General features: G+C 69.8%; 24 protein-coding genes. 11 read left to right on the top strand and 13 right to left on the bottom strand.

Features of this window, described 5'->3' with window-relative positions:
* Positions 1–31 precede the first annotated feature (31 nt).
* From ACP7CK_RS13795 to ACP7CK_RS13760, 8 genes are all read left to right on the top strand, one after another.
* Positions 32–886, top strand: coding sequence for a GNAT family N-acetyltransferase (locus tag ACP7CK_RS13795; protein ID WP_426026394.1), 855 nt, complete (start codon positions 32–34; stop codon positions 884–886).
* Positions 883–1,341, top strand: a complete 459-nt coding sequence (tsaE, locus tag ACP7CK_RS13790; RefSeq protein WP_426026393.1) for a tRNA (adenosine(37)-N6)-threonylcarbamoyltransferase complex ATPase subunit type 1 TsaE — start codon at positions 883–885, stop codon at positions 1,339–1,341. Before ACP7CK_RS13795 ends, tsaE begins: the two co-directional genes overlap by 4 nt.
* On the top strand, positions 1,328–2,425 hold the full coding sequence (amgK, locus tag ACP7CK_RS13785; protein ID WP_426026392.1) for an N-acetylmuramate/N-acetylglucosamine kinase AmgK: 1,098 nt from the start codon (positions 1,328–1,330) through the stop codon (positions 2,423–2,425). The genes tsaE and amgK overlap by 14 nt, the downstream gene beginning before the upstream one ends.
* Entirely contained in the window at positions 2,422–3,138 is a 717-nt protein-coding gene (gene murU / locus ACP7CK_RS13780) for an N-acetylmuramate alpha-1-phosphate uridylyltransferase MurU (RefSeq protein ID WP_426026391.1), read from the top strand. Before amgK ends, murU begins: the two co-directional genes overlap by 4 nt.
* Positions 3,135–6,230 carry a double-strand break repair protein AddB gene (gene addB / locus ACP7CK_RS13775; protein WP_426026390.1) on the top strand — a complete coding sequence of 1,032 codons (3,096 nt, stop codon included), beginning with the start codon at positions 3,135–3,137 and terminating at the stop codon, positions 6,228–6,230. Before murU ends, addB begins: the two co-directional genes overlap by 4 nt.
* Positions 6,227–9,646, top strand: a complete 3,420-nt coding sequence (gene addA / locus ACP7CK_RS13770; RefSeq protein WP_426026389.1) for a double-strand break repair helicase AddA — start codon at positions 6,227–6,229, stop codon at positions 9,644–9,646. The genes addB and addA overlap by 4 nt, the downstream gene beginning before the upstream one ends.
* Before the next feature lie 116 nt (positions 9,647–9,762).
* The gene (gene trxA, locus ACP7CK_RS13765) at positions 9,763–10,098 is read left to right on the top strand and encodes a thioredoxin (RefSeq protein ID WP_008259544.1); all 336 of its coding nucleotides are present in this window, start codon (positions 9,763–9,765) and stop codon (positions 10,096–10,098) included.
* A gap of 73 nt (positions 10,099–10,171) precedes the next feature.
* Positions 10,172–10,357, top strand: coding sequence for a hypothetical protein (locus tag ACP7CK_RS13760; RefSeq protein WP_008258864.1), 186 nt, complete (start codon positions 10,172–10,174; stop codon positions 10,355–10,357).
* Between the two features lie 176 nt (positions 10,358–10,533).
* Here ACP7CK_RS13760 and ACP7CK_RS13755 read toward each other — a convergent pair whose 3' ends face one another.
* From ACP7CK_RS13755 to ACP7CK_RS13700, 12 genes are all read right to left on the bottom strand, one after another.
* On the bottom strand, positions 10,534–11,820 hold the full coding sequence (locus ACP7CK_RS13755) for a bifunctional folylpolyglutamate synthase/dihydrofolate synthase (protein ID WP_426026388.1): 1,287 nt from the start codon (positions 11,818–11,820) through the stop codon (positions 10,534–10,536).
* Positions 11,821–11,825: 5 nt separating this feature from the next.
* Positions 11,826–12,716: an acetyl-CoA carboxylase carboxyltransferase subunit beta gene (locus ACP7CK_RS13750; RefSeq protein ID WP_008263130.1), complete on the bottom strand. Its 891-nt coding sequence runs from the start codon at positions 12,714–12,716 to the stop codon at positions 11,826–11,828.
* 10 nt (positions 12,717–12,726) lie between these two features.
* Positions 12,727–13,569 (bottom strand): tryptophan synthase subunit alpha, encoded by an 843-nt coding sequence (trpA, locus tag ACP7CK_RS13745; RefSeq protein WP_426026387.1) that lies wholly within the window; start codon positions 13,567–13,569, stop codon positions 12,727–12,729.
* 301 nt (positions 13,570–13,870) lie between these two features.
* Positions 13,871–14,335 (bottom strand): hypothetical protein, encoded by a 465-nt coding sequence (locus ACP7CK_RS13740; RefSeq protein WP_426026386.1) that lies wholly within the window; start codon positions 14,333–14,335, stop codon positions 13,871–13,873.
* The gene (trpB, locus tag ACP7CK_RS13735) at positions 14,332–15,534 is read right to left on the bottom strand and encodes a tryptophan synthase subunit beta (RefSeq protein WP_426026666.1); all 1,203 of its coding nucleotides are present in this window, start codon (positions 15,532–15,534) and stop codon (positions 14,332–14,334) included. Before trpB ends, ACP7CK_RS13740 begins: the two co-directional genes overlap by 4 nt.
* 77 nt (positions 15,535–15,611) lie before the next feature.
* Positions 15,612–16,253, bottom strand: coding sequence for a phosphoribosylanthranilate isomerase (locus tag ACP7CK_RS13730; RefSeq protein ID WP_426026385.1), 642 nt, complete (start codon positions 16,251–16,253; stop codon positions 15,612–15,614).
* A complete protein-coding gene (locus ACP7CK_RS13725; RefSeq protein WP_040349200.1) occupies positions 16,250–16,663 on the bottom strand; it encodes a type II toxin-antitoxin system VapC family toxin in 414 nt (137 codons plus the stop codon). The genes ACP7CK_RS13730 and ACP7CK_RS13725 overlap by 4 nt, the downstream gene beginning before the upstream one ends.
* On the bottom strand, positions 16,660–16,923 hold the full coding sequence (locus tag ACP7CK_RS13720; RefSeq protein WP_050771588.1) for a type II toxin-antitoxin system Phd/YefM family antitoxin: 264 nt from the start codon (positions 16,921–16,923) through the stop codon (positions 16,660–16,662). The genes ACP7CK_RS13725 and ACP7CK_RS13720 overlap by 4 nt, the downstream gene beginning before the upstream one ends.
* Positions 16,924–16,950: 27 nt before the next feature.
* A complete protein-coding gene (locus ACP7CK_RS13715) occupies positions 16,951–17,685 on the bottom strand; it encodes a pseudouridine synthase (RefSeq protein WP_426026384.1) in 735 nt (244 codons plus the stop codon).
* 34 nt (positions 17,686–17,719) lie between these two features.
* Entirely contained in the window at positions 17,720–18,631 is a 912-nt protein-coding gene (locus ACP7CK_RS13710; RefSeq protein ID WP_426026383.1) for a class I SAM-dependent methyltransferase, read from the bottom strand.
* A gap of 47 nt (positions 18,632–18,678) precedes the next feature.
* Positions 18,679–19,479 (bottom strand): undecaprenyl-diphosphate phosphatase, encoded by an 801-nt coding sequence (locus tag ACP7CK_RS13705; protein ID WP_426026382.1) that lies wholly within the window; start codon positions 19,477–19,479, stop codon positions 18,679–18,681.
* A gap of 38 nt (positions 19,480–19,517) precedes the next feature.
* Positions 19,518–20,690 carry a citrate/2-methylcitrate synthase gene (locus ACP7CK_RS13700; protein WP_426026381.1) on the bottom strand — a complete coding sequence of 391 codons (1,173 nt, stop codon included), beginning with the start codon at positions 20,688–20,690 and terminating at the stop codon, positions 19,518–19,520.
* A 155-nt stretch (positions 20,691–20,845) separates the two neighbouring features.
* On the opposite strand from ACP7CK_RS13700, the gene ACP7CK_RS13695 reads away from it, so the two are divergent.
* Both ACP7CK_RS13695 and ACP7CK_RS13690 read left to right on the top strand, forming a co-directional pair.
* Positions 20,846–21,871: a cation diffusion facilitator family transporter gene (locus ACP7CK_RS13695; protein WP_426026380.1), complete on the top strand. Its 1,026-nt coding sequence runs from the start codon at positions 20,846–20,848 to the stop codon at positions 21,869–21,871.
* Positions 21,872–21,931: 60 nt separating this feature from the next.
* The gene (locus ACP7CK_RS13690) at positions 21,932–22,618 is read left to right on the top strand and encodes a glutathione S-transferase family protein (protein ID WP_426026379.1); all 687 of its coding nucleotides are present in this window, start codon (positions 21,932–21,934) and stop codon (positions 22,616–22,618) included.
* 14 nt (positions 22,619–22,632) lie between these two features.
* Here the strand turns inward: ACP7CK_RS13690 and ACP7CK_RS13685 are convergent, their stop codons facing one another.
* Entirely contained in the window at positions 22,633–22,968 is a 336-nt protein-coding gene (locus ACP7CK_RS13685; protein ID WP_292150287.1) for a GIY-YIG nuclease family protein, read from the bottom strand.
* Positions 22,969–23,026: 58 nt separating this feature from the next.
* Between ACP7CK_RS13685 and ACP7CK_RS13680 the strand changes: the two genes are divergently transcribed.
* Positions 23,027–23,569 (top strand): DUF2239 family protein, encoded by a 543-nt coding sequence (locus tag ACP7CK_RS13680; protein ID WP_426026378.1) that lies wholly within the window; start codon positions 23,027–23,029, stop codon positions 23,567–23,569.
* Positions 23,570–23,787: the final 218 nt, after the last annotated feature.

Below are 23,787 nucleotides of genomic sequence, written 5' to 3'. Positions count from 1 at the left end.
CTTTCGCCGAACCGGCGACAAGCGGACGTCCATGAATTCCGCCGCCCTTCCCGTCCGCCGCTCGCCCCATATCGTCGATGTCCTCATCGCCGAGCGCGCCCCGCGTCTGACCGCCTCTCCCTTCTGGCCGGTCGTGCGGCCGGCCCTGTATTCCGTGCTGAACTACAGGGCGGCGGTGCGGATGGCCGACGCCATCCAGAACCTGTCAGGCGCCGAAACCCTGGACTATGTCTCGGACCTGCTGAACCTGAAGGTCTCCACCGCCCATCTGGACCGTTTGCCCGCGACCGGCCGGTGCGTCGTGGTCGCCAATCATCCCACCGGCATCGCCGACGGGGTGGCGGTCTATGACGCCGTCCGACAGCGCCGCCCCGACGCCATCTTCTTCGCCAACGCCGACGCCCTGCGCGTCTCGCCGCGACTGGCCGAGACAGTGATCCCCGTCGAATGGGTTCACGACAAGCGCACCCGCGAAAAGACCCGCGCCACCCTGAACGCCGCCAAGGAGGCCTTCGAGGCCGAACGCTGCGTCGTCATGTTCCCCGCCGGCCGTCTGGCCCGCGAGCAGAACGGCGTCCTGACCGATCCCGAATGGGCGCCCACCGCCGCCTCCCTGGCGCGCAAATATGGCGCTCCGGTCATTCCCATGCACGTGACCGGCCCCTACAGCCGGCTGTTCCACCTGTTCGACAAGATCTCGCAGGAACTGCGCGACGTGACCCTGTTCCACGAACTGCTGAACAAGGCGGGCAAGCCCTTCGGCGTCGTGGTCGGTCAGCCGATCCCGCCCGAACGCCTGGACGTGGACGCCGTCAAGGCCACCCTGGCCCTGAAACAGTTCACCGAACGGACCCTGGCCGCCGATCCCGACGCGGTGTTCCCATGAAGATCGAACTTCCCGACGCCGAGGCCACTACTCGTCTGGGCCACGCCATCGCCCCTCTTCTCGCGCCGGGCGACAGCCTGCTGCTGTACGGGCCGCTGGGCATGGGCAAGTCGACCCTGGCGCGCGGCCTGATCCGCGCCCTGACCACGCCGGACGAGGACGTGCCCAGCCCGACCTTCACCCTGGTTCAGTTCTACGAGAGCGACCCGCCCGTCGCCCATTTCGACCTCTATCGCCTGACCCGGCCGGAGGAGGCGTTCGAGATCGGCCTGGACGAGACCCTGGACGAGGGCTGCGCCATCATCGAATGGCCCGAGCGTCTGGGCGAGGCGCCCGAGCGGTTCCTGGGGCCGGACCGGCTGGTCATCGAAATTTCCGAACACGGCGACGGCCGTGTTGCGACCGTTTCCGGCGCAGGCCGGTGGGAAGACCTGATCGACCATGTCCGTTTCTGACCGCGAACAGCTTCGCCTCGACTTCCTGGCCTCCGCCGGCCTGGCCCAGGCCGCCCGCGCCCCCTTGCCCGGCGACGCCTCGACGCGGCGCTACGAGCGGCTGACCCCGGCCGACGGCCCCAGCCTGATGCTGATGGACCAGGCCCCGGCGGCCGAAAGCCCCCCCGCCGACCCGGCCTGGACGCCGCAGCAGCGTCAGGCCGCCGGCTGGAACGCCGTCGCCCGTCTGTCGGCCGGACGGATAGAGGCCTTCGCCGCCGTCGCCGCCCATCTGAAGGCGCTGGGCCTGTCCGCCCCTGAAATCCCGGCCCTGGACGCCCCCAACGGCCTGGCGGTGCTGGAGGATTTCGGCGACACCCTGTTCGCCCGGGTGATCGAGGACGGCGCCGACGAGACGCCGCTGTATCTGACCGCCATCGAGGCCCTGGCCGCCCTGCACGACGCCGGAAACCCGCCGCAGACCCTGCACGGCCCCGGCGGCGACTGGCCCCTGCTGACCTATGACGAGACGGCGCTTCAGGGCGGGGCCGACCTGTTCGTCGAATGGCTGCCCCGTCTGGACGACCGCGTCGCCTTCGACGCCGCCGCCGCGATGGCGTGGCGCGAGGCCTGGGCGCCCCTGGTCGCCTCGGGCGCAGGCGGCGCCTCGGTCATGGCCCACCGCGACTATCACGCCGAGAACCTGATCTGGCTGCCCGAGCGCGACGGCCCCGCCCGCGTCGGCATGATCGACTTCCAGGACGCGGTGCGCGCCCACCCGTCCTGGGACCTGCACTCCCTGCTTCAGGACGCCCGCCGCGACGTCTCGCCGGCGCTGGAGGCCGAGGCCCTGGACCGCTATTTCGCCCTGCGCCCCCAGGTCGACCGCGCCGCATTCATGGCCGACTACGCCGGGCTCGCCGCCCTGAACGAGGCGCGGATCATCGGCATCTTCGCCCGGCTGATCGCCCGCGACGGCAAGCCCCGTTACCGCCAGTTCCTACCGCGCATGTGGCGGCATCTGAACGCCAATCTGGAACAGCCGGCCCTGGCGCCCGTCGCCCGCTGGTTCGACCGCCATGTCCCCGCCGAGGTGCGCGCATGACCGCTCCCAAGACCGCAATGGTGCTGGCCGCCGGCCTGGGCACCCGGATGCGCCCCCTGACCGACGACCGGCCCAAGGCCCTGGTCGAGGTCGGCGGCCGCGCCCTGATCGACCATGTGCTGGACCGGCTGGCGGACGCGGGAGTCGAGACGGCCGTGGTCAATGTCCACTGGTTCGCCGATCGGCTGGAGGGTCATCTGACCGCGCGCGGACGCGCCCCCGAGATACTCATCTCCGACGAACGGGCCGAACTGCTGGAAACCGGCGGCGGTCTGAAGAAGGCCCGCCCCCTGCTGGGCGACGATCCGATCTTCGTCGCCAATATCGACAGCGTCTGGATCGACCGTGGCGACGCCCTGACCGATCTGATCCGTCTGTGGAACCCGGAGACCATGGACGCCGCCCTGCTGCTGGCCCGCCGCGAGGGCTCCATCGGCTTCGAGGGCGACGGCGACTTCTTCCTGGCCGAGGACGGAGAACTGACCTTCCGCGGCGACGCCCCGTCCGCCCCCTTCGCCTATATGGGCGTGCACATCACCCGCCCCGGCTATGCCGACCACGGCCCCGACGGCCCCTTCTCCCTCAGCCCCCTGTGGCGTCGGTCCGCCGCCGAGGGGCGCCTGTTCGGCTGCGTCCTGGACGGCGACTGGATGCACGTCGGCGATCCCCAGGCGCGGGATCAGGCCGAGGCGAAACTGGCGGGAGACGCGTGAGCGCCTTCGGTCCCTTCGCCGCGTCCAGCCCCCGCTGGTACGCCGTCCCCGCCCACCGGCCCTTCCTTGAAGACCTGGCCGCCGGCGTCCTGGCCTGGCTGGGCGATCTGCCGCCCGAGACCCTGTCCGACGCCACCATCCTGCTGCCGAACCGTCGCGCCGCCCGCGCCTTCACCGGCGCCCTGTCGAAACTCTCGCAGGGCCGCCCCATCCTGCTGCCCCAGGTCCGGCCGCTGGGCGATCTGGAGGAGGACGAGCCCCCCTTCACCCCCGGCGCCCTCGGCCTCGACCTGCCGCCCGCCATCCCCGCCCTGACCCGCCGGTTCGAGATGGCGCGGATGATCGTCGAACAGTTCGACAACAGCCTGACGCCGATGCGCGCCCTGGACTTGGCGGACGCGCTCGGCGGCTTCCTCGATTCCTGCCAGCTGGAAGAGGTCCAGAACCCCGAACGGATCGCCACACTGGTGGACGGCGAAATGGCCGAACACTGGGAACGGTCAGCCGAGTTCCTGGGTCTCGCCGTCACCGCCTGGCCCAAACGCCTGGCCGAATTGGGCCTGGTCGATCCCGCCTGGCGCCGCGCCACCCTGCTGCGCCGCCTTGCTGAACTCTGGGACCACACCCCCCCGGCCCAGGCCGTCATCGCCGCCGGTTCGACCGGCACCGTCCCCGCCGCCGGCGACGTGCTGATGGCCGTGGCCAGGGCGCCGCTGGGCTGCGTCGTCCTGCCCGGCCTCGATCTCGATCTGGACGCGGCGGTCTGGGACCGGCTGGACGAACAGCATCCGCAAAGCGCGATGAAACGACTGCTGGACCGGGTCGAGGTCGCCCGCGCCGATGTCCGCCCCTGGTTCGCCCCGTCCCAGCCCCCTGCCGCCCTCGCCCGTGGCCAGGCCCGCCAGCGCCTGGTCAACGAGGCCCTGCGCCCCGCCGAGGCCACCGACGACTGGCGCCGCGCCATCCGCGACCTTCGCTCGACCGCCGCCGCGCGCGGCGAAGCCCGCGACCCCATCGCCGAAGGTCTGCAAGGCCTGTCCCTGCTCACCGTCCGCGCCGAGGAAGAGGCCGCCGCCGCCATCGCCCTGATGATGCGCGAGACGCTGGAAACGCCCAATCCTGATGGAACGGGTCGCACCTGCGCGCTCGTCACGCCCGACCAGGCCCTGGGCCGCCGCGTCGCCGCCCGGCTGGAACGCTGGGGCGTCATCCCGGATTCGTCTGCCGGCGTCCCCCTGTCGCGTCTGCCCGCCGGCGCCCTGGTCGATCTGTGCGCCCGCTGGATCGCCGATCCGGTCCAGCCCCATCTGCTGCTGGCGATCGTCAAACATCCGTTGGTCCGGTTCGACCTGGGCGACGCCCCTCAAGCCGCCGCCGTCGCCGCGCTGGAGGAACACGCCCTGCGCGGTCCTCGCCCGCGCGACTTCGCCGCGATCCGCCGTCGCCTGCTCGAGGCGGTCGAACCCGACCGGCGCGGCAAGGCCCCGCCCGAGTGGAAACGGGAACGCCTGTCGGCCGCCACCCGCCTTGTCGAGCGTCTGCAAACCGCCATCGAGGCCGCGACCGCCGTCTTCTTGCCCCAGACCGAGCGAAATGGGGCCGACCTGAACGCCGCCGCCTCGGCCTTTACACGCCTTATCGAGACCCTGGCCGGCCAGGACGCCTGGGCCGGTCCCGACGGCGAGGCCGCCGCCGCCCTTCTGTCCGGCCTGATCGAGGGCGGGGCCTCGCTGGGCCGCATCGACCAGACCGACCTGGCCGAGCTGACCACGTCCCTGGTGCGCGAGACCGTCGTCCGCACCGGGGGCGCGACCCATCCGTCGCTGCGGATCCTCGGGGCCATCGAGGCGCGGCTGGTGCGCGCCGACCGGATGATCCTGGCCGGGCTGGAAGAAGGCGTCTGGCCCCAGGCCGCCCCGACCGACCCCTTCCTGTCGCGTCCGATGCGCAAGGCCCTGGGCCTGCCCCCGCCCGAACGCCGCCTGGGCCAGACGGCCCAGGACTTCGTCCAGGCCGCCTGCGCCGACGAGGTCATCCTGGTCCACAGCGAACGGCGCGGCGGCCAGCCGGCCGTGCGGTCCCGCTGGCTGTGGCGGCTGGAGATGCTGACCCGCGGCGCCCATTCCGCCGAGACGCCGATCGAACTGCCCCGCCCCCGCACCGTCCTGGACTGGACCCGCGCCCTGGACGCCCCTCCGCCCGGCCCGCCGCGCTTCGCCAAACGGCCCGAGCCGCGCCCGCCGGTGCATCGCCGCCCCCGCAGCCTCTATGTCACCCGCATCGAACGCTGGGTGCGCGATCCCTACGCCATCTACGCCCTGTGGGTGCTGGGGCTGGAGGCGATGGAGCGTCCCGGCGCTTCTGCCGAAGCGCTCGCCCGTGGCGACGCCGTCCACGCCGCCATCGAACGGTTGACCCTGGACTGGCCCGACGACCTGCCCGACGACTGCGAAGCCGTCCTGCACGACCATCTACTGCGTGAACTGGGCGCACGGGGGTTCGAGGATGCGGCCATGGCGCGCGAGGCGCCGCTCGCCCGCAACTGCGCCCGCTGGCTGACCGATTTCGAGCGCCGCCGCCGCGCGCGGGGCATCGACATCCTGGTCGAGCAACAGGGGACCATGACCTTCGACGCCCCCGCCGGCCCCTTCACCGTCAAGGCCTTCGCCGACCGGATCGAGCTGGCCTCGGACGGAGCGGCGGTGATGGACTTCAAGACCGGCGCCGCTCCATCCGCCAAACAGGTCAAGTCCGGCTTCGCCCCGCAACTGACCCTGACCGCCGCCATCCTGGCCGACGGCGGGTTCGAACGCACCAATGGCCCGGTCACGCCCGACGAACTGACCTATGTCCGGGTGGTCGGGCGCAAGACGGCGGGCGAGGTCATCACCCGCGCCTCAGGCGCCGAGGCCGCCGACCTGGCCCAGGCGGCGCTGGACGGGCTGAAGCGCCGCGTCGCCCGCTTCGACGACGAGAACACGCCTTACGTCTCCTGGGCCGCCCCCCAGTTCATGGGCAACCAGGGCGGCAACTACGATCACCTGGCCCGCGTCTGGGAATGGTCGGTGATCGGCGACGGGGACGAAGAATGAGCGTGTCCCCCCAGATCGTCGCGGCCGACCCGCGCCTGACCGTCTTCGTCACCGCCAACGCCGGCTCGGGCAAGACCACCACCCTGGTCAACCGGGTGGCGCGGCTGTTGCTGGACCAGGTCGATCCCGGCGCCATCCTGTGCGTCACCTACACCAAGGCCGCCGCCGCCGAGATGCAGGCCCGGCTGTTCGACCAGCTGGGCGGCTGGGCCGTGCTGGACGACGCCGCCCTGTCGCGCGAGCTGGCCCGGCTGGACGACGGCGATCCGCAGACCCTCGACCACGCCGCCCTGTCGCGCGCCCGCAAACTGTTCGCCCGCGCCCTGGAGACGCCCGGCGGGCTGAAGATCCAGACCCTTCACGCCTTCTGCGAAAAACTGCTGCGTCGTTTTCCGCTGGAAGCCGGGGTCTCGCCCCGTTTCACGGTTCTGGAAGATCAGGCCGCGACCGCCCTCAGCCATGCCGCGCGCGAGGACCTGGCCCGCGCCGCCGTCGCCGACCCGGACGGTCCCATCGGCCAGGCCTACAGCCATTTCGCCGTCGAGCTGGACTGGCGGATGTTCCAGGCCCTGCTGTCGATGATGGAGGCCAGGCGCGCCGATCTGCTGGACTATATCGACCGCGCCGAGGCGGGGACCGCGCCCGACCCCTACGCCCTCGCCGGCGCTGAGGCGGGCCGCAGCCCGGAAGACCTGGAGCGGGATTTCGTCGCCTGGATCGACCCCGCCGAATGGAACCGCATGGCCGAGGCCATGGAGACCGGCTCGACCAACGACCGCAAGATCGCCGACGCCATGAGCGTCGCCGCCCCGCCCCACGCCGGCTTCGCCGCCCTGGCGGGCGTCTTCTGCACCCAGGCGGGCGAGCCGCGAAAGAGCATGGGCACCAGGTCGGCGCCGCAAGGAGCGGTCGGCTGGCTGCTGGACCTCCAGACCAAATATCTCGCCGCCCGCGACGCCCTGAGGAAGGCCAAGGTCGCCGACGACACGGTCAAGGTCCTGACCCTGGCCCGCGCCCACGCCGCCTTCTACGAGGCCGCCAAGGCCCAGCGCGGCGCGCTCGACTTCCCCGATCTGGTCGCCCGCGCCGCCGCCCTTCTGACCCGCAGCGGGGCCGCCGCCTGGGTGCTGTACAAGCTGGACGGCGGGGTCGATCACGTCCTGATCGACGAGGCCCAGGACACCGCCCCCGACCAGTGGGCCATCGTCCGCGCCCTGACCGGAGAGTTCTACTCGGGCCAGACGTCAGGCCGCACCGTCTTCGCCGTCGGCGACGAGAAACAGTCGATCTACTCCTTCCAGGGGGCCCGGCCGGAGCGGCTGCGCCAGGAACGGGCCGACTTCCTGGCCCTGGCCGAGGGCGCCGGCGAGCCCTTCGCCGGGCCGGAGCTGAACACCTCCTACCGCTCGACCGAGGAGGTGCTGGCCTTTGTCGACGCCGTCTTCGCCGATCCCGACCGCACCCGCGCCCTGACCGGACCCCAGGGCGACATCGCCCGTCACATCCCCGCCCGCATCGGCCAGCACGGGGCGGTGGACCTGTGGCCCCTGTTCCTCGACGAGCCCGCGCCCGAGACCGACGCCTGGGATGATCCGGTCGATCAGGAGAGCGCCGGCAGCGCCAGGAAACGTTTGGCCCGCGACCTGGCTCGCGAAATCCGCCGCCAGGTCGAAAGCGGCCTGGCCGTCTTCGACAGCCGCACCCGCGACCTGCGCCCCGCCGGCTACGGCGACTATATCGTTCTGGTCCGCCGCCGCGACGCCACCTTCGAAGAGATCATTCGCGCCCTGAAGACCGAGGGCGTCCCCGTCGCCGGGGCCGACCGGCTGAAGCTGTCCAGCCATATCGTCTTCGACGACCTGATCGCCCTGGCCCGATTTGCTCTCTTCCCCGACGACGACCTGTCCCTGGCCGAGGTGCTGCGCAGCCCCCTGTGCGACGTGGACGAGGACGGCCTCTACGCCCTGGCCGGCCGTGAGAACCGCAAGGCCGGCCAGCTGTGGCGCGACCTGCGCGACCGGGCGCACGAACGCCCCGAATGGGCCCGCGCCCGCGACGCGCTCCAGGCCGCCGTCGATGCACGGGGCGGCGATCCCTTCGCCTTCTTCTCCCAGGCCCTGAACCGGGTGGACGACACGGGTCGCTCCGGCCGCGCCCGCATCCTGGCCCGGCTGGGCCGCGAGGCGGAAGAAGCCATAGACGAGACCCTGAACCAGGTCCTGGCGGCCGAGAACCGCGGCGCGATCGACCTGGAGACCTGCCTGGCCCAACTGGAAGCCGCCGACGTCGAGGTGAAACGCGAACTGGAGGGGGCGCGCGGCGAGGTCCGCGTCATGACCGTCCACGGCGCCAAGGGGTTGGAGGCGCCCATCGTCATCCTGCCCGACACCACGATGAAGGCGAAGGCTCAAGGCCCTTCCCTGATGCCCGCCGTCACCGATGAAGGTGAAGGCGAGGCCTGGCTGATGGCGCCCGGATCGGCCAAGGACGACTGCCCCGCCTCGGCCGACGCCCGCGCGGCGCGCCAGGCCCGCACCGACGACGAGACCCTGCGCCTGCTCTATGTGGCCCTGACCCGCGCGCGGGACCGCGTCATCGTGATGGGCCGCGCCTCCAGCCGGGGCGCCGAACCCGGCAGTTGGTGGTCGGTGATCGAGGAGACCTTCGACCGGCTGGGGGATCAGGTGCGCGAGGTCGAGAACGGCGTCCGCCGCTTCGGCGTCGCCCCCGAACATCGCCCGACGCAGGCCGCCCAAGACCGCACGACCGCAGCCCTGCCCGCCTGGGCAGCCACACCGCCCCCCGCCGACGCCGCCGCCCGCTTCGCCGCGCCGTCGCGGATGGAGGGCTCGATCCGCATCCCCGCCCCCTCGCCCCTGGCGCGCAGCGCGGCCGGCGGCGCATCGCTGGGCCGGTTCCGGCGCGGCGACCTGATCCACCGGCTGCTGGAGCGCCTGCCCGAGATCGCGCCCGCCGACCGCCCCGACGCCGCGCGCCGCCTTCTGGCGCGCGAGACCGATCTGGATGAGGCCCAGCGCGCCGAAATGATCGCCGCCGCCTTCTCGGTGCTGGACGACGCCCGCTTCGCCCCCGTCTTCGGCCCCGGCTCCCGCGCCGAAGTCGCCCTGACGGGCGCCCTTCCTGGCCCGTCCAGCGTGGCGATCAACGGCCGCATCGACCGGCTTGTGGTCACGCCCGACCGGGTGCTGGTCATTGACTACAAGACCAACCGCCCCGCCCCCGACGCCCTGGACCGGGTCGATCCCGCCTATGTCTTGCAGGCCGCCGTCTATGTCGCCGTGCTGAAACGCCTCTACCCCGACCGCCCGGTCGAGGCCGCCCTGGTCTGGACCGATGGCCCCAAACTGATGCCGATCCCGCAGGCCATGCTGGACGCGGCGTTGGCGAACAGTTGAATTGCCCGCGATTCGCTCCCACATCTGCCTCCGAACCCGGACGCTCCGGCCAACATCAACATGCGCTCAAGCAGCGAGGCCCGCGGGCCGAGCGATAGCGCCCCAGGGAGCCATTCATGGCGACTGTAAAAGTCACGGACGAAAGCTTCGACGCCGACGTTCTGAAATCCTCCACCCCCGTCCTGGTGGACTTCTGGGCCGAATGGTGCGGCCCCTGCAAACAGATCGGCCCGGCGCTGGAACAGATCGCCGACGAACTGGGCGGGCAGGTCACCGTGGCCAAGATCAATATCGACGACAGTCCCATGACCCCGTCCAAGCTCGGCGTGAAGGGCATCCCCACCCTGATGCTGTTCAAGGACGGCCAGATGACCTCGATGAAGGTCGGCGCCATGCCCAAGGGTAAGATCGTCGAATGGCTGGCCGAGGCCGGCGTCAAGGCCGACGCCTGATCGTCTCGCTCCATTGAAGATCAAGCGCCCGCTGGTTCCGACCGGCGGGCGTTTTTCATGCTAGGAGGGTCTCATGAGCGACGAAGACACACCGATCCCGGCTGACGACATCCCCGGCGAAACCCCCGTCCAGCGCGCCCTGCGCCTGAAGAAGGCGGCGCTCGACGCCCGTCCCCAGGCCCCGCGCGGCGGCCGGTTCCAGCGCGAACAGAACGCCCGCATCGCCGCCGGCAAGTCCCGCCCCTGGATGAGCAAGTAAGACAGCACACCAGACTCTCCCTCCCCCTGCGGGGGAGGGGGGGGAGGCGTAGCCGGAGCCGGGTGGGAACGGCAGGGCGACGCATCACAAGTCAGATCAGTGCGCTTTTGCCTTGCCGCCCCCACCCCGTCGCTGCGCGACGCCCCTCCCCCGCAGGGGGAGGGAGAAGTCGGCGCTTACTCCGGCCAGGTCTCGCGGCTGGCCCCCAGCACCTCGCCGGCCAGATATAGCGACCCGCAGATCGCCACCCGCCCCGCGCCGAACCGCAGCGCCAGGTCCAGCGCCTCGCCGACCGATCCGGCCTGCGTCGCCGCCAGCCCGTGCCCGCGCGCCACGGCCGCCAGGGCCGCCGGCTCGGCCGCCGCCCCGTCGAAGCCGACGGTGAAGACCGTTGCGCCCGTGTCCTTCAAGGCGGCGAAGAAACCACCCGCGTCCTTGTTCGCCAGCATGCCGCAGATCAGGGCCAGCGGACGCGGCGCCCGCGTCTGACGCTCGGCCAGAAACGCCGCCAGCGCCCGCCCGGCGTGGGGATTATGCCCCCCGTCCAGCCACAGTTCGGCGTCGGCCGCCTTGGCCGCCTCGCCATACGGACCGGCCGAAATCCTCTGCAGCCGCGCGGGCCAGCGCACGGCCTTCAGCCCCTGCGCGATCGCCGCCTCGGGCAGGTCCAGCTCCAGGGCCGCCGCCACGGCGACGCCCGCATTGTCGATCTGGTGCGCGCCCGCCAGGCCCGGCGCCGGCAGGTCCAGGAACCGTTCCTGGTTCTGGAACACCATCCCGCCCCGCTCGGCCCAGGCGTCGAAATCCACGCCCATGACCGTCAGCGGCGCATGGACCGCCTGGGCGGCGCGTTCGATGGCGGCCATGGCCGCCTCCTGCTGGCGTGCGATCACGCCCGGCGCCCCCGCCTTCAGCACACCGGCCTTCTCCGCTGCGATCCCGGCCAGGTCCGTGCCCAGGAACTCCGCATGGTCGTAGTCGACCGGGGCGATCACGCTCAGCAGCGGCCGTTCGATCACATTGGTGGCGTCCAGCACCCCGCCCAGTCCGACCTCGACGATGGCCAGGTCGGCCGGCGTCTCGGCCATGGCCAGGAAGGCGGCGGCTGTGGTGCTCTCGAACACCGTCGCCTCGATGCCCGTTTCGGCCATCGCGGCCTCGATCCGGTCCAGCACGGCGTTCAGCGCATCGTCCTCGATCAGCCGACCCGCCAGCCGGATTCGCTCGTTGAACCGCACCAGATGGGGGGAGGTGTAGGCGTGCACCCTCAGCCCCGCCGCCTCGGCGATGGCCCGGATCATCGCGACCGTGGAGCCCTTGCCGTTCGTCCCCGCCACATGAACCACCGGCGGCAGTCTGTGCTGCGGATCGCCCAGCGCCGCGCACAGGGCCTTCATCCGATCCAGCGACAGATCGATCCTCTGCGGATGTCGCGCGCGCAGCCGCTCGGAAATCGGGTCCAAGGCCGTCAGGCCGCCTGGCGGTTTCCGCCCATCAGCATGGACAGGATCTGGCCCAGGACGCGCGGCAGGTCGGCGCGCACGACCACCCGGTCAACCATGCCCTTTTCCTGCAGATATTCGGCGCGCTGGAAGCCCGGCGGCAGTTTCTCGCGGATGGTGGCCTCGATCACGCGCGGACCGGCGAAGCCGATCAGGGCGCCCGGTTCGGCCAGATGCACGTCGCCCAGCATGGCGTAGGAGGCGGTCACGCCGCCCGTCGTCGGATCGGTCAGGACCACGGCGTAGGGCAGGGTCGCGGCCTTCAGCTCCTGGATGGCCAGGGTGGTGCGCGCCATCTGCATCAGCGACAGGGCGCCTTCCTGCATCCGCGCCCCGCCGGCGGCGGTGAAACAGACCATCGGAACCTTGCGGGCCACGGCCTCGCGCGCCGCCTTGATGAAGGCCTCGCCCGCCGCCATGCCCAGCGACCCGCCCATGAAGGTGAAGTCCTGGACGATCACCACAGCTTCCTGGCCGCCGACGACGCCATAGCCGATGGCCATGGTGTCCTTGCGCCCCGCCGCCTTGCGCGCGGCGCTCAGCCGGTCCTTGTACGGCTTGCCGTCCGAGAATTTCAGCGGGTCTTCCGGCACGTCCGGCGTGTCGATGGACTCATACTGACCGCCGTCGAACGTAGCCTTCAGCCGCGTCGGCGCGTCGATCCGCATATGGCGGCCCGACGGCGTGACCCACAGCGAGGCCTCCAGATCCGAGCGATACAGCATCTCGCCGGTGTCGGGGTCCTTGACCCACAGATTGTCGGGGGTGTCGCGGCGCGAAACGATCTTGCGGACGCCGGGCGCGAAACGGCTGAGCCAGCCGCCGCGTTTTTCCTGGGGTTTGTTCTTGTCGACCATGGGCGGGCTCTTAGACGGTTTCCGTCAGGGATGCACCAGTGCGCACGGACCGAACCGCATCGCCCAGCGCCTTGACCCGGGCCAGAACGCGCGGCGCAGCCGGTTCCCCGGCCTCCAACGCCGCCGCCACCTCGTCCACCAGGGCCGACCCGACCACCACCGCATCGGCCACCCGCGCGATCTCGGCCGCCCGCTCCGGCGTCTTGACCCCGAACCCGACCGCGACCGGCAGGCCCGAGGCCTTGCGCACCCGCTCCACCGCCGGCGCCACCACCTCGGCGTTCGCCTCCTTGACACCCGTGACACCCGCAACGGCGACATAATAGACGAAGCCCGAGGTGCCCTGGACCACGATCTTCAGCCGTTCGTCGTCCGAGGTCGGCGTCGCCAGACGGATCAGCGAGATCGAGACCTTGTCCAGCGCTTCGATCAGCGGCCCGGCCTCTTCGGGCGGACAGTCGACCACGATCAACCCGTCTATGCCGCAGTCGGCCGCATAGGCGGCGAAGGCGTCATAGCCCAGACTCTCGATCGGATTCAGATAGCCCATCAGCACGATCGGCGTGGCGTCGTCGCCTTTGCGGAATTCCTTGGCCAGATCCATGGTCGAACGCAGACCGAATCCGGCCGCCAGCCCCCGGATCGCCGCCCGCTGGATCGGCGGTCCCTCGGCCATCGGATCGCTGAACGGAAAGCCCAGTTCGATGATGTCGGCCCCGGCGGCGGGCAGGCCCTTCAGGATCGCCAGCGCCTCCTCACGCGACGGATCGCCCCCCATCACATAGGGGATGAAGGCCGCACGGCCCTCGGCCTTCAGCGCGGCGAAACTGGCGTCGATACGGGCGGTGGTCATTTAGTTACCTGACAGGATTTTCGCGGGGTCTCTACGGAGGCTGCGAACCATTGGAAGTCTTCGATTGGATAGCATTGAGAGCCGTATGCGACACCAGGCGCTGATGGGATCAGGTGTCGGTCACACACCATCTGATCGCGGACATGTGCACGTTCGATAGTTCGCACATTTCCATCCTTGCCACAGGCGACCAGATCAGCCGATCGGGCGACAATCTGGGTCACAACTTCCACCGACTTTTCAGTCGGTGACGACGCACAAGAACTTAGCAAAGCCACCAAACCGAGGATGACAATGCGGTTCATTGGGGCCGTGCAGGAACCTGACCGGCCGGCGGCGTCGCAGCGGCAGTCGCGCACACGTCGCCCGGGATGGTGGCGAAGCCCAGATAGGCGGGCAGTTCGGCGACGGCGGTCTTGGAGGTGTCGTAGAAGGCGACCATCTGCATGCCGTCGCAGCCGCCGGCCTCGCGGCGCTTGACGAAGACCACGCGGTTCTCGTCGCCGCCCGCCGCCAGCCAGCCCTTGGTCGCCAGATCGGCGATATAGGCGTCGGCCAGGGCGCCGACCTCCCCCAGGGGCGCGGTGACGCACCAAGCGCGGCCGGCCAGATTGTTCAGCCCGCCGCAATCGGCCGACAGTTCCGCGCCCGGCAGCAAGCCGACATCGGCCGGCTGGCCTTGAGCGGCCAGGGGCGCAGGCGCCTGGGCCTGAACGGCGGTCGAAAGGCTCAGGACGGCGGTCGCCGCCAGAAAGCTGCGGATCACAGTTCCACTCCCAGATGTTTGGCGACCTGGAAGATGTCCTTGTCCCCCCGGCCCGACATCAGCAGGACGATATCGCCGCCCTTGCCGACTTCGCGCGCCACTTCGCCCGTCCGCGCCAGGGCGTGGGCCGGTTCCAGCGCCGGAATAATGCCTTCCAGCTTCGAGCACAGCTGGAACGCCTCCAGCGCCTCATTGTCCGTCGCCGAGCGATACTCGGCCCGGCCGATGTCGTGCAGCCAGGCGTGTTCCGGCCCGATGCCCGGATAGTCCAGACCGGCCGAGATCGAATGGCCCTCGACGATGTTTCCGTCCTCGTCCTGCAAGAGATAGGTCCGGTTGCCGTGCAACACGCCCGACCGCCCGCCCTTCAGCGACGCCGCATGGTCCGGCGTATCCAGCCCGTGACCCGCCGCCTCGACGCCGATCAGCCGCACGGTCGCGTCGTCGATGAAGGGGTGGAAGGCGCCGATGGCGTTCGACCCGCCGCCGATACAGGCCACGACGGCCTCGGGCAGCTTGCCCATCCGGGCCATCGACTGGGTCTTGATCTCCTTGCCGATCACCGACTGGAAGTCGCGCACCATGGCCGGATAGGGGTGCGGACCCGCCGCCGTGCCGATGATGTAATAGGTGTCCGAGACATTGGTCACCCAGTCGCGCATCGCCTCGTTCATCGCGTCCTTCAGGGTCGCGGCGCCGGCCGTGACCGAGAAGACTTCCGAGCCGAGCAGACGCATGCGGAACACGTTCGGCTGCTGCCGCTCGACATCCACCGCGCCCATATAGACGGTGCAAGGCAGGCCGAACCGCGCCGACACGGTGGCCGAGGCCACGCCGTGCTGACCCGCGCCGGTCTCGGCGATGATCCGGGTCTTGCCCATGCGGCGGGCCAGCAGGATCTGGCCCATGCAATTATTGATCTTGTGCGCGCCCGTATGGTTCAGGTCCTCGCGCTTCAGCCAGATCCGCGCCCCGCCGAAATGCTCGGTCAGGCGTTCGGCGAAATACAGCGGGCTCTCGCGCCCGACATAATGGGTCAGGAAACCGTCCAGCTCGGCCTGGAAACTGGGGTCCGCCTTGGCCGCCTTATAGGCCGCGTCCAGCTCGTGGATCAGCGGCATCAGGGTCTCGGCCACGAACTGCCCGCCATAGGGCCCGAACCGGCCCTGCGCGTCCGGCCAGGCGTAGGCGTTGGACAACGGCTGGCCAGTGGGTAGGGCTTGGATGGGGGTTTGAGCGTTCACGAGTCCAACTTTCACGCAGGGAGGCGTCGTAATTACGACCGGCGCGCGTTTTGGATGAAGGCCGCGATCCGGTCGGCGTCCTTAACACCCGGCGCGCTTTCGACGCCAGAGGACACATCCACCATCGGCGCCCCGGTGATCCTCAGCGCCTCGGCCACATTATCGGGATTCAGCCCCCCCGCCAGGAACCAGTCATGGCGGAACGCCCGGTCCGCCAACAGGGTCCAGTCGAAGCTGTGCCCCACCCCGCCCGGCAGAACCGAACCCTCGGGCGGCTTGGCGTCGAACATCAGGTGATCGGCGTGATAATCCCATTCGTCGGCGGCGAAGAAGTCGTCGCCATGCCGGATCGGCAGGGCCTTGATCACCCCCGCCCCGGTCAGGGCCCGAACGCCTTCCGCCCTCGCCGGCGTCTCGGATCCGTGCAGTTGCACGAAATCCGGCCTCAGCGTCCGCGCGATCTCTTCCAGCAGGGCGTCGTCCGGATCGACCGTCACCGCCACGATCTTCGCCCGCCCCCGCGCCCGCTCGAACAGACGCGCCGCGGCTTCCGGCGCCAGATGGCGTGGGCTTTTGGGAAACACCACCGCCCCCACGAAATCCGCCCCGCCGTCCAGGGCGGCGTCCAGGGTGTCGGCGGTCGTCAGGCCGCAGATTTTGATAGCCGTCGTCATGGGATCACGACTTCTAGGCCGAGGTCGCAGGCCACTGCCGCCATATCCGCATCCAAGGTGGCGACGACGCAATCATTCCGCGCCGCGATCGCCAGATGCAAGGCGTCCGGCGCGCGCAGCCTTGCATCACTCCGAACCATCACACGCGCCTCCACGATGTCGCCGTCGATCACCGACAGAACTGTGCGCGTCTTCAACCACTGATCCAACTGCCGTTCCAAGGCGCGACGGTCCTTGTCGAGCAGATGTCGCATACGGCTCTTCACCGCGAGGGCTGAAGAAAACTCACTCAACGCCCAGCTGCTAAGCACGAAATCATCGACACCGGCGATCCAATCCAAAGCACGTGGCGTGTGCTTATCGGCGTGGAAAAGGGACACCAGGACGCTGGTGTCGAGATAGAGAGTCAAATCTCTTCATCCCGCATACGCCGGACCAGGGTGACGGAGTCCATGGGCGCTTCCGATTTGATGCGCACCTTTTCCAACCAGGCCATGTCGATGGGGCCGGATGTCGGGACGGCCGCCTTAGCAGGCTCAAGCCGCGCGACGGGGACGCCGCGCCGCGTGATGGTCACGGCCTCGCCCGCCAGCATGCGATCCAGCAGCTTGGGCAGGTTGTTCTTGGCTTCGGCGACGGAATAGCTGGACATGGCCATCAAGATAGCCATCTGGCGTCAAAAGTCCACAATCTCGGCTCAGACGAAGATCGACGCAATCTCCTCCGGCGTCAGCAACCGCCACTGTCCGGGCGCCAGGTCAGCCGGCAGGACCAGCCCGCCCAGCCGTTCGCGGTGCAGGGTCTCGACGTGGTTGCCGGCGGCGGCGAACATGCGGCGCACCTGGTGATAGCGGCCCTCCGTCACCGTCAGCAGGGCCTCGGTCGGGGACACCACCTCCAGCACGGCGGGCGCCAGCGGCTTGTCCTCGCCCTCCAGCACCAGTTCGCCCGAGGCGAACAGCGCCCCTTCCGTTCCCGTCAGCGGCCGCGCCAGCCCGGCGCGATAGACCTTGGCCACATGGCGTTTGGGACTGATCACCCGGTGCAGCAGATCCCCGTCGTCGGTCAGCAGCAACAGGCCCGTGGTCTGCTTGTCCAGCCGTCCGATGGTCGAGATGGCCGGATCGCGCGCGCGCCACCGTCCCGGCAGGATGTCATAGACCAGCGCCCCCTCTTCCTTGTGCGAACAGGTCATGCCCAGCGGCTTGTTCAGCAGGATCACCAGACCCTGCACCGGATCCAGCGGCTCGCCGTCGATCTCCATCCGCGTCGGCAGGTCGCGCGTCACCGGGATCCGCCTGGACACATCCGTCAGGTCCGCCCCGTCCAGCACGATCCCTCCGGCCTTGGCCATCCGCGCCATCTCGGCCCGCGAGCCATAGCCCATCGACCCCAGCAGACGGTCGACGCGGGAGGTGGGGACTTTTTTCATGCGCTATCGCCCCTCGGGCTGCTTGAGCGCGGACTCACTTCACCGCCTCGAACAGCTTGTACCCGCCCGCATCCGCGACCAGCCGCACCCGATTGAACGCCGTATTCAGCTCGGCCTCATACGGCAGATGCCGGTTGGCCACGATCCAGGCCACACCGCCCTTCTTCAGCAGTTCGGCGGCCTTCCTGATAAAGGCCTGGCCCAGCCGGCGATCCTCGGCCCCGCCGTCGTGGAAGGGCGGATTGCTGACGACGAAGTTCAGTTCGACGTCTGCGGCCATCGTCCGCACATCGGCCCATTCGACGCTCGCGCGGGGGTCTTCGACATTCTTCCGCGCCGCCTCGACGGCCCGGCGGTCCAGGTCGATCAGCCGCAGCGACGTCACCGCCGCCGACCGCAGGGCCACCGTCGCCAGCGCGCCATAGCCGCAGCCCAGATCGACGCCCGCCCCCTTCGGCGCCGGCATATGCTGGGCCAGCAGGGCCGAGCCCGCGTCGATCCGATCCCAGGCGAAAATCCCCGGCTGCGACCAGGCCTCCAGCCCCGGCACGATCCGCGCCGCCCCCTCGGCTATGGCTTCATCGATCCCGGTCAGGGTCTCGGGCTTGATCACAATACAGCGGCGGTGGTGCGCCTTGGCCGTCTCGCCCACCTCGACGCCGAAGCCAGTCAGTTCCTTCTTCAGCCGCGACCCGCCCTTGTCCTTCAGGGCCATCACGTCCAGCCGCCCCCCGACCTTCAGCGCCCTCAGCGCCAGGGCCAGGGCGTAGCGCCGCTCCAGCACGCCGGGCGGGGCGTAGATCATGATGTCGTCGACCGAGCCTTCGGCCACGCTCTCCAGCGCGGTCGAGCCGGGGATTAGAGGCGAGGTCTGGATCGCGGCGCCCGCTCCAGTGCTGGGAGGATCGAAGACGACCGGCGGTCGGCCGTAAAGAAGCGTGGTCATGCCCGCCCCTTAGAGGCAGACGCTGCAATTCGCCAGCGTCGCGGGACTCAGAACCCCGCCTGCAACAGCGCCAGACCGACCACTCCAACCACGATCCGCCACCAGGCGAAGGGGCCGAACCCGTGTTTGGACACGAAGTCCAGCAGGAACCGCACCACCACCAGCGCCGTCAGGAAGGCGGTGACGAAGCCCACCACGATCAGGCCGACGTCGCTGAAATCCAGCGTCTTGTGGTTCTTCAGCAGGTCATAGGCCACCGCCGCCCCCATGGTGGGCAGGGCCAGGAAGAAGCTGAACTCGGCCGCCGACCGCTTGTCGGTCTTCAGCAGCAGGCCGCCGGCGATGGTGGCGCCGGATCGCGACACGCCGGGGATCATGGCCAGGCACTGGAACAGGCCGATCAGGAAATAGACCCGCATCGGATAGGCGTTCGCGTCCAGCCACTGCGGCCGCTTGTCCATCCGGTCCAGCAGCAGCAGGAGGATCCCGCCGACGATCAGGGCGACGCAGATCACCTGCGGCGTCTCGAACAGCACGTCCTTTATAAAGCCATAGGCCATAAAACCGATCACCACCGCCGGCGCGAACGCGACCAGCAGACCGATCAGGAACCGCCGCGCCTCGACATCAAAGGGCCAGCGCGTCGCCAGGGTCCACAGCCGTTTGAAATAGACGCTGACGATGGCCAGCAGGGCGCCCAGTTGGATGACGATCTCGAACGTCTTGCCCGAGCTCTGAAAGCCCATGAAATGGCCGAGCAGAAGCATGTGGCCGGTGGAGGACACCGGTATGAACTCGGTCAGTCCTTCGACCAGACCGAGAATGATCGCTGCAAGCCAGTCAGACATGATATCCCCGTGGGGCCGGCCCGCCTGACCGAAAAACGTCAGTGGGAGCCCGGCTCGGGCCCCACATAGCGCAATCTCGCCCGGATAGGCGAGCCGTCCGCCGCCTGATCCACAGCATGGGCCAGAAGGCCGATCAGACGCCCCAGCATCAACAGGTCCCCCGCCCCCGTCGGACCCAGGTCCAGTCGGCGCGCCGTCAGGGCCAGGGCCAGACCGAAGCCCGGCGGCAGTCCGCCCGCCGCCTCGCCCTCGGTCCAGACCGCCTTCAGGTCCGCCGTCAGGTCCGCCGCATCCAACAGGGCGGGGGCGCGCGGATCGACCCGGCCGAATTCCGTATCCGCCGCGAAGCCCGGCGCGCACCCCTTCAGCCCGATCCAGCGCCGCGCCGCGCCGATCGGATCGCGCCGCGCCTCGCCGACATAGGCCACGACATCGTCGATTTCCGTCAGCGGCGTCCCCCCCAGGGTGGTCGCGCCCGCCAGAACGGCGCCGGCCAGGGGCGCGCCCCCGCCCGCCGCCGCCCGCGTCGCTAGGACCGCGTCGTCCAGGCCGGCGTCGGCGCCCAGCACCAGGGCGCGACGGATCAGATGACTGTCGCGTTCGGCCGCCTTGAAGCCGCGCGCCAGCCGCTGGTGAAGATAAAGGCGGGGTCCCGGCCCGGAGACGCTGTCCACCACCTCGCTCAGCAGAGAGGCGGCCTCGCGCTTGAGGCTGACGGGGTCATGGGTCCGAAGCGCCCGGTCCTCGATGGCGCGGCGGCCCAGCACGGCCAGGACCCGCCTCTGGGTCGATCCGCCGACGATGGGGTCGATGCGAGGCTTCAGATCGGCGAAGGGATTGGTCTCGCGGGCGTCCCACAGGGCGCGCGCCGCCGTCTCTATGGTCGCGGTCTCCGCCAGTTGCACCGCGTCCAGACCGCGATAGAACAGCCGACCGTCGGCGATCAGCGACACCGAGGACTGGATGTCCGCCTCGCCCCGCGCCGCCGCCCCCATGACCGGCGCCCGCACTTCGGGGCCGTCCGCCTCGGCGCCGCCCTCGCCGCACAGCCGCGCCACGTCGGAGACGGCGTACAGACTGCGTCGGGGATCGGTGGGGTCGGGTCGGGCGGCGATCCGGCCGCGACTGACATAGGCGTACAGGGTCTGGGCCTTGACCCCAAGCCGGGTCAGGGCCTCGCTCCGCGCGATCCAGCGTTCGTCAGCGCTCATGTCGTCCCCACGACTGATGCCCATCAACTATGTACGGCGTTCGACATAGCGCCGTTGTGTGTCCTTAACGCTAACGCACGCCGCAATCCAAAGGAGGCGCTCGAATTAGGGCCTGCGGTTGGCATTCCGCCACGATTGCGCGACAAGAGGCGGGAATGACGTCGCCCGCTCCTCCTCCCGCACCCGCGCCCCTTGAAGACGCTCATCTGGCCACTCGCCGCATCACGCGACTGTCGGTCGGGGTCGCTCTGGTGCTGATCGTGCTGAAGGCCTTTGCGTTGGGCGCCTCCGGTTCGGTCTCCATCCTGGCGACGCTGACGGATTCGGTGCTGGATCTGGTCGCCTCGCTGGCGACCTTCTTCGCCGTGCGCTGGGCCGCCACACCGGCGGACGAGGATCATCGCTACGGCCACGGCAAGGGCGAGGCCCTAGCCGCCATGGTCCAGGCCGGTCTGGTCTTCGCCTCCGCCATCTTCATCGGGTGGGAGGGGATTCAGCGCATCTTCGATCCGCGTCCCGTCACCTCCGGCGGCTGGGCGACCGGGGTGGTGATCGTCTCCATCGCCATCACCGCCTGGCTGGTCTGGATGCAGACCCGGGCCCTTAAGAAGACCGGCTCCATGGCCGTCGCCGGTGATCGCGCCCACTACGCCGCCGACCTGGCCGCCAATCTGGTGGTGCTGATCGGGGTGATCTCGGGCGCCTTCCTGGGGGCGCCCGGCCTGGACGCCGCCGCCGGCCTGGTGGTCGCCGTCTGGCTGTTCTGGGGGGCGACCGGCATGTTGAAGGCCGCCGCCGACCATCTGCTGGACCGCGCCGTGCCCGAGACGGACCGCGCCGCCGTCATCCACGCCGTCCTCGCCGACCCGCGCATCTCAGGCGTCCACCAGTTGCGCACCCGCATGGCGGGCCAGGTGATGATGGTTCAGATGCACGTCGATCTGGACCCCGACCTGACGCTGGACGCCGCCCACGCCATCGTGGTGGAAGCCGAGACCCGGGTGCTCAGCCACTTTCCCGCCGCCGACATCCTGATTCACGCCGATCCGCGCGGCCGGGTCTGCCCGCCCTCTGCCGACACGCCGCCGCTCGCCGCACCCGATGCGTCGGTATCGACAGCTGACGCCGAACCACGCACCGCCGCCCCCACGACCGCCCCGCCCAAAGGCCCCTGGTCCTGATCCTGTCCTGATCGCGATCCGGTAAATGGACATTAACGGGTGTCGGCGCATCAAGCGGCGATGTCCGAGTCCACCGTCCTGTTCCATTTCGCCTTCCAGCCCGCCTCGCGCGCCGCGCGTCTGGCTCTGGGCGAGGCGCGTATCGAATGGACCGACACCCCGGTCCGACCGTGGGAGGACGACTGTCCGGTCAACGATTTCAACCCCTCGGGCCTGCCGCCTGTCGTCCAGACCACGGATCGCGGCCGCCCCCTGACCCTGTGCGAACTGCCCGCCGTCCTGGGCTGGATCGAGGATCAGCAGAAGGCCCCCCTGCTTCTGTCCGCCGACCCCACCGAACGGGCCGAGGCGCGCCGCCTGACCGGCTGGTTCGAGCGCCGCTTCACCGATGAAGTCGACGCCGTCCTCCTGCACGAGCGGATGGAGAAACCCCTGCTCAAGCTGGGCCCGCCCGAGGCCCGCGCCCTGCGCCACGGCCGCGACGCCCTGAAATCCCACCTCGCCATGCTGGAAGACCTGGTCGCCGCCCGCGACTGGCTGGCCGGCCGCCGCCTCAGCCAGGCCGACCTGATCGCCGCCGCACACCTGTCGGTGCTCGACTATTTCGGCGAGGTCCAGTGGGCCAACTGGCCGTCGCTGAAGACCTGGTACTCCAAACTCAAATCCCGTCCCTGCTTCCGCCCCCTGCTGGCCGACCGCTTCGTCGGCGTGCCGCCGTCGGCCTGGTACGCGGACCTGGATTTCTAAAAAGCTCGCCCCCTCTACAACGCCTCCGCACCCAACCGCGCGATCCACAGCTTCGCCCGGCTGACCAGTTCGTCCTTGCGACGAAGGTCCGAGATATCCTCCGGCAAGCGATCCAGCTGCTCGAAGCGGAAATCCTCGGGCGCGTGCGCCTTCCACGCCGCCTGAAGCGACCGGTACGGACTGCCGCCGTGGCGCAGCGCGAACCACATCCCGTTCTGTTCGGTGTCGATGTGGCGGCTCTTGCCGACCCAGACCTGTCCCGTCGCGCTGCAGATCACGGCATAGATCCCGGCGATGGTGGGCCGCTCCTTGTATGCGGCGATCAGGCTCTTGCGATTTGTCTGGGTCATGGCGCTCTCTTATTTATCCGGGTATAAACATGACAGCTAATTTTATCCGGGTAAATACATGAGCGACGAAGATCGCGATCTGGTGCTGTTCGACGGCCCCAACCGCATCGCCAGAGGCTCGGACGCCGCTGTCGTGGCCGCTTTCCGCAAGGCCCTGGCGGCCTCGCCTCAGGCCGCGCTGCGCGTGTTCGATCTGGCGACCGGCCGCCCGGTCGACCTGGACCTCCGCGAGAGGGAAGCGGCTCCGGCTCCCAAGCGCGGTCGCCCGCGCCTAGGCGTCGCCGCGCGCGAGGTCACGCTGCTGCCTCGCCACTGGGACTGGCTGGCCGCCCAGCCCGGCGGCGCCTCGGCCGCCCTGCGACGTCTGGTGGACCAGGCCCGCAAGACCGGCGCGGACGACGACGCGCGGCGGCGCCGCACCGACGCCGCCTATGGCTTCATGGTCGAGATGGCCGGCGACGCCCCCGATTTCGAAGAGGCCAGCCGCGCCCTGTTCGCCGGCGATCGCGCCAGGCTCGCCGCCCTGATCGCGCCTTGGCCTACAGACATCCACGCCCAGATTCTGGAACTGTTCGACGGCGAGGCTTCATTGACCGAGTGACGACGCGGCCTTTCCCTACCCTGCGGGGGAGGGAAAGGCCGCGCAAGGACCGGGTGGAGCCAGCGAAGCAAGGCTCACCGTCACATAACAGTGAAACTGCTTCGCTAAGGTCTATGCGATTTTAGTTGTGAGGATGGAATGCAGTTTGGAAAAGTTCTTCCACTATCGGCCTTGCTGCCCGTAGTTTGTGCGTGTTCGACAGGCGTAGGCAATTTCGA

The sequence above is a fragment of the Brevundimonas sp. TSRC1-1 genome (assembly GCF_049898245.1).
In the GTDB taxonomy this organism is placed as follows: domain Bacteria; phylum Pseudomonadota; class Alphaproteobacteria; order Caulobacterales; family Caulobacteraceae; genus Brevundimonas; species Brevundimonas mediterranea_A.
Note: the sequence above shows the minus strand (reverse complement) of the source record. Positions and strands in the feature narration are given on the sequence as shown.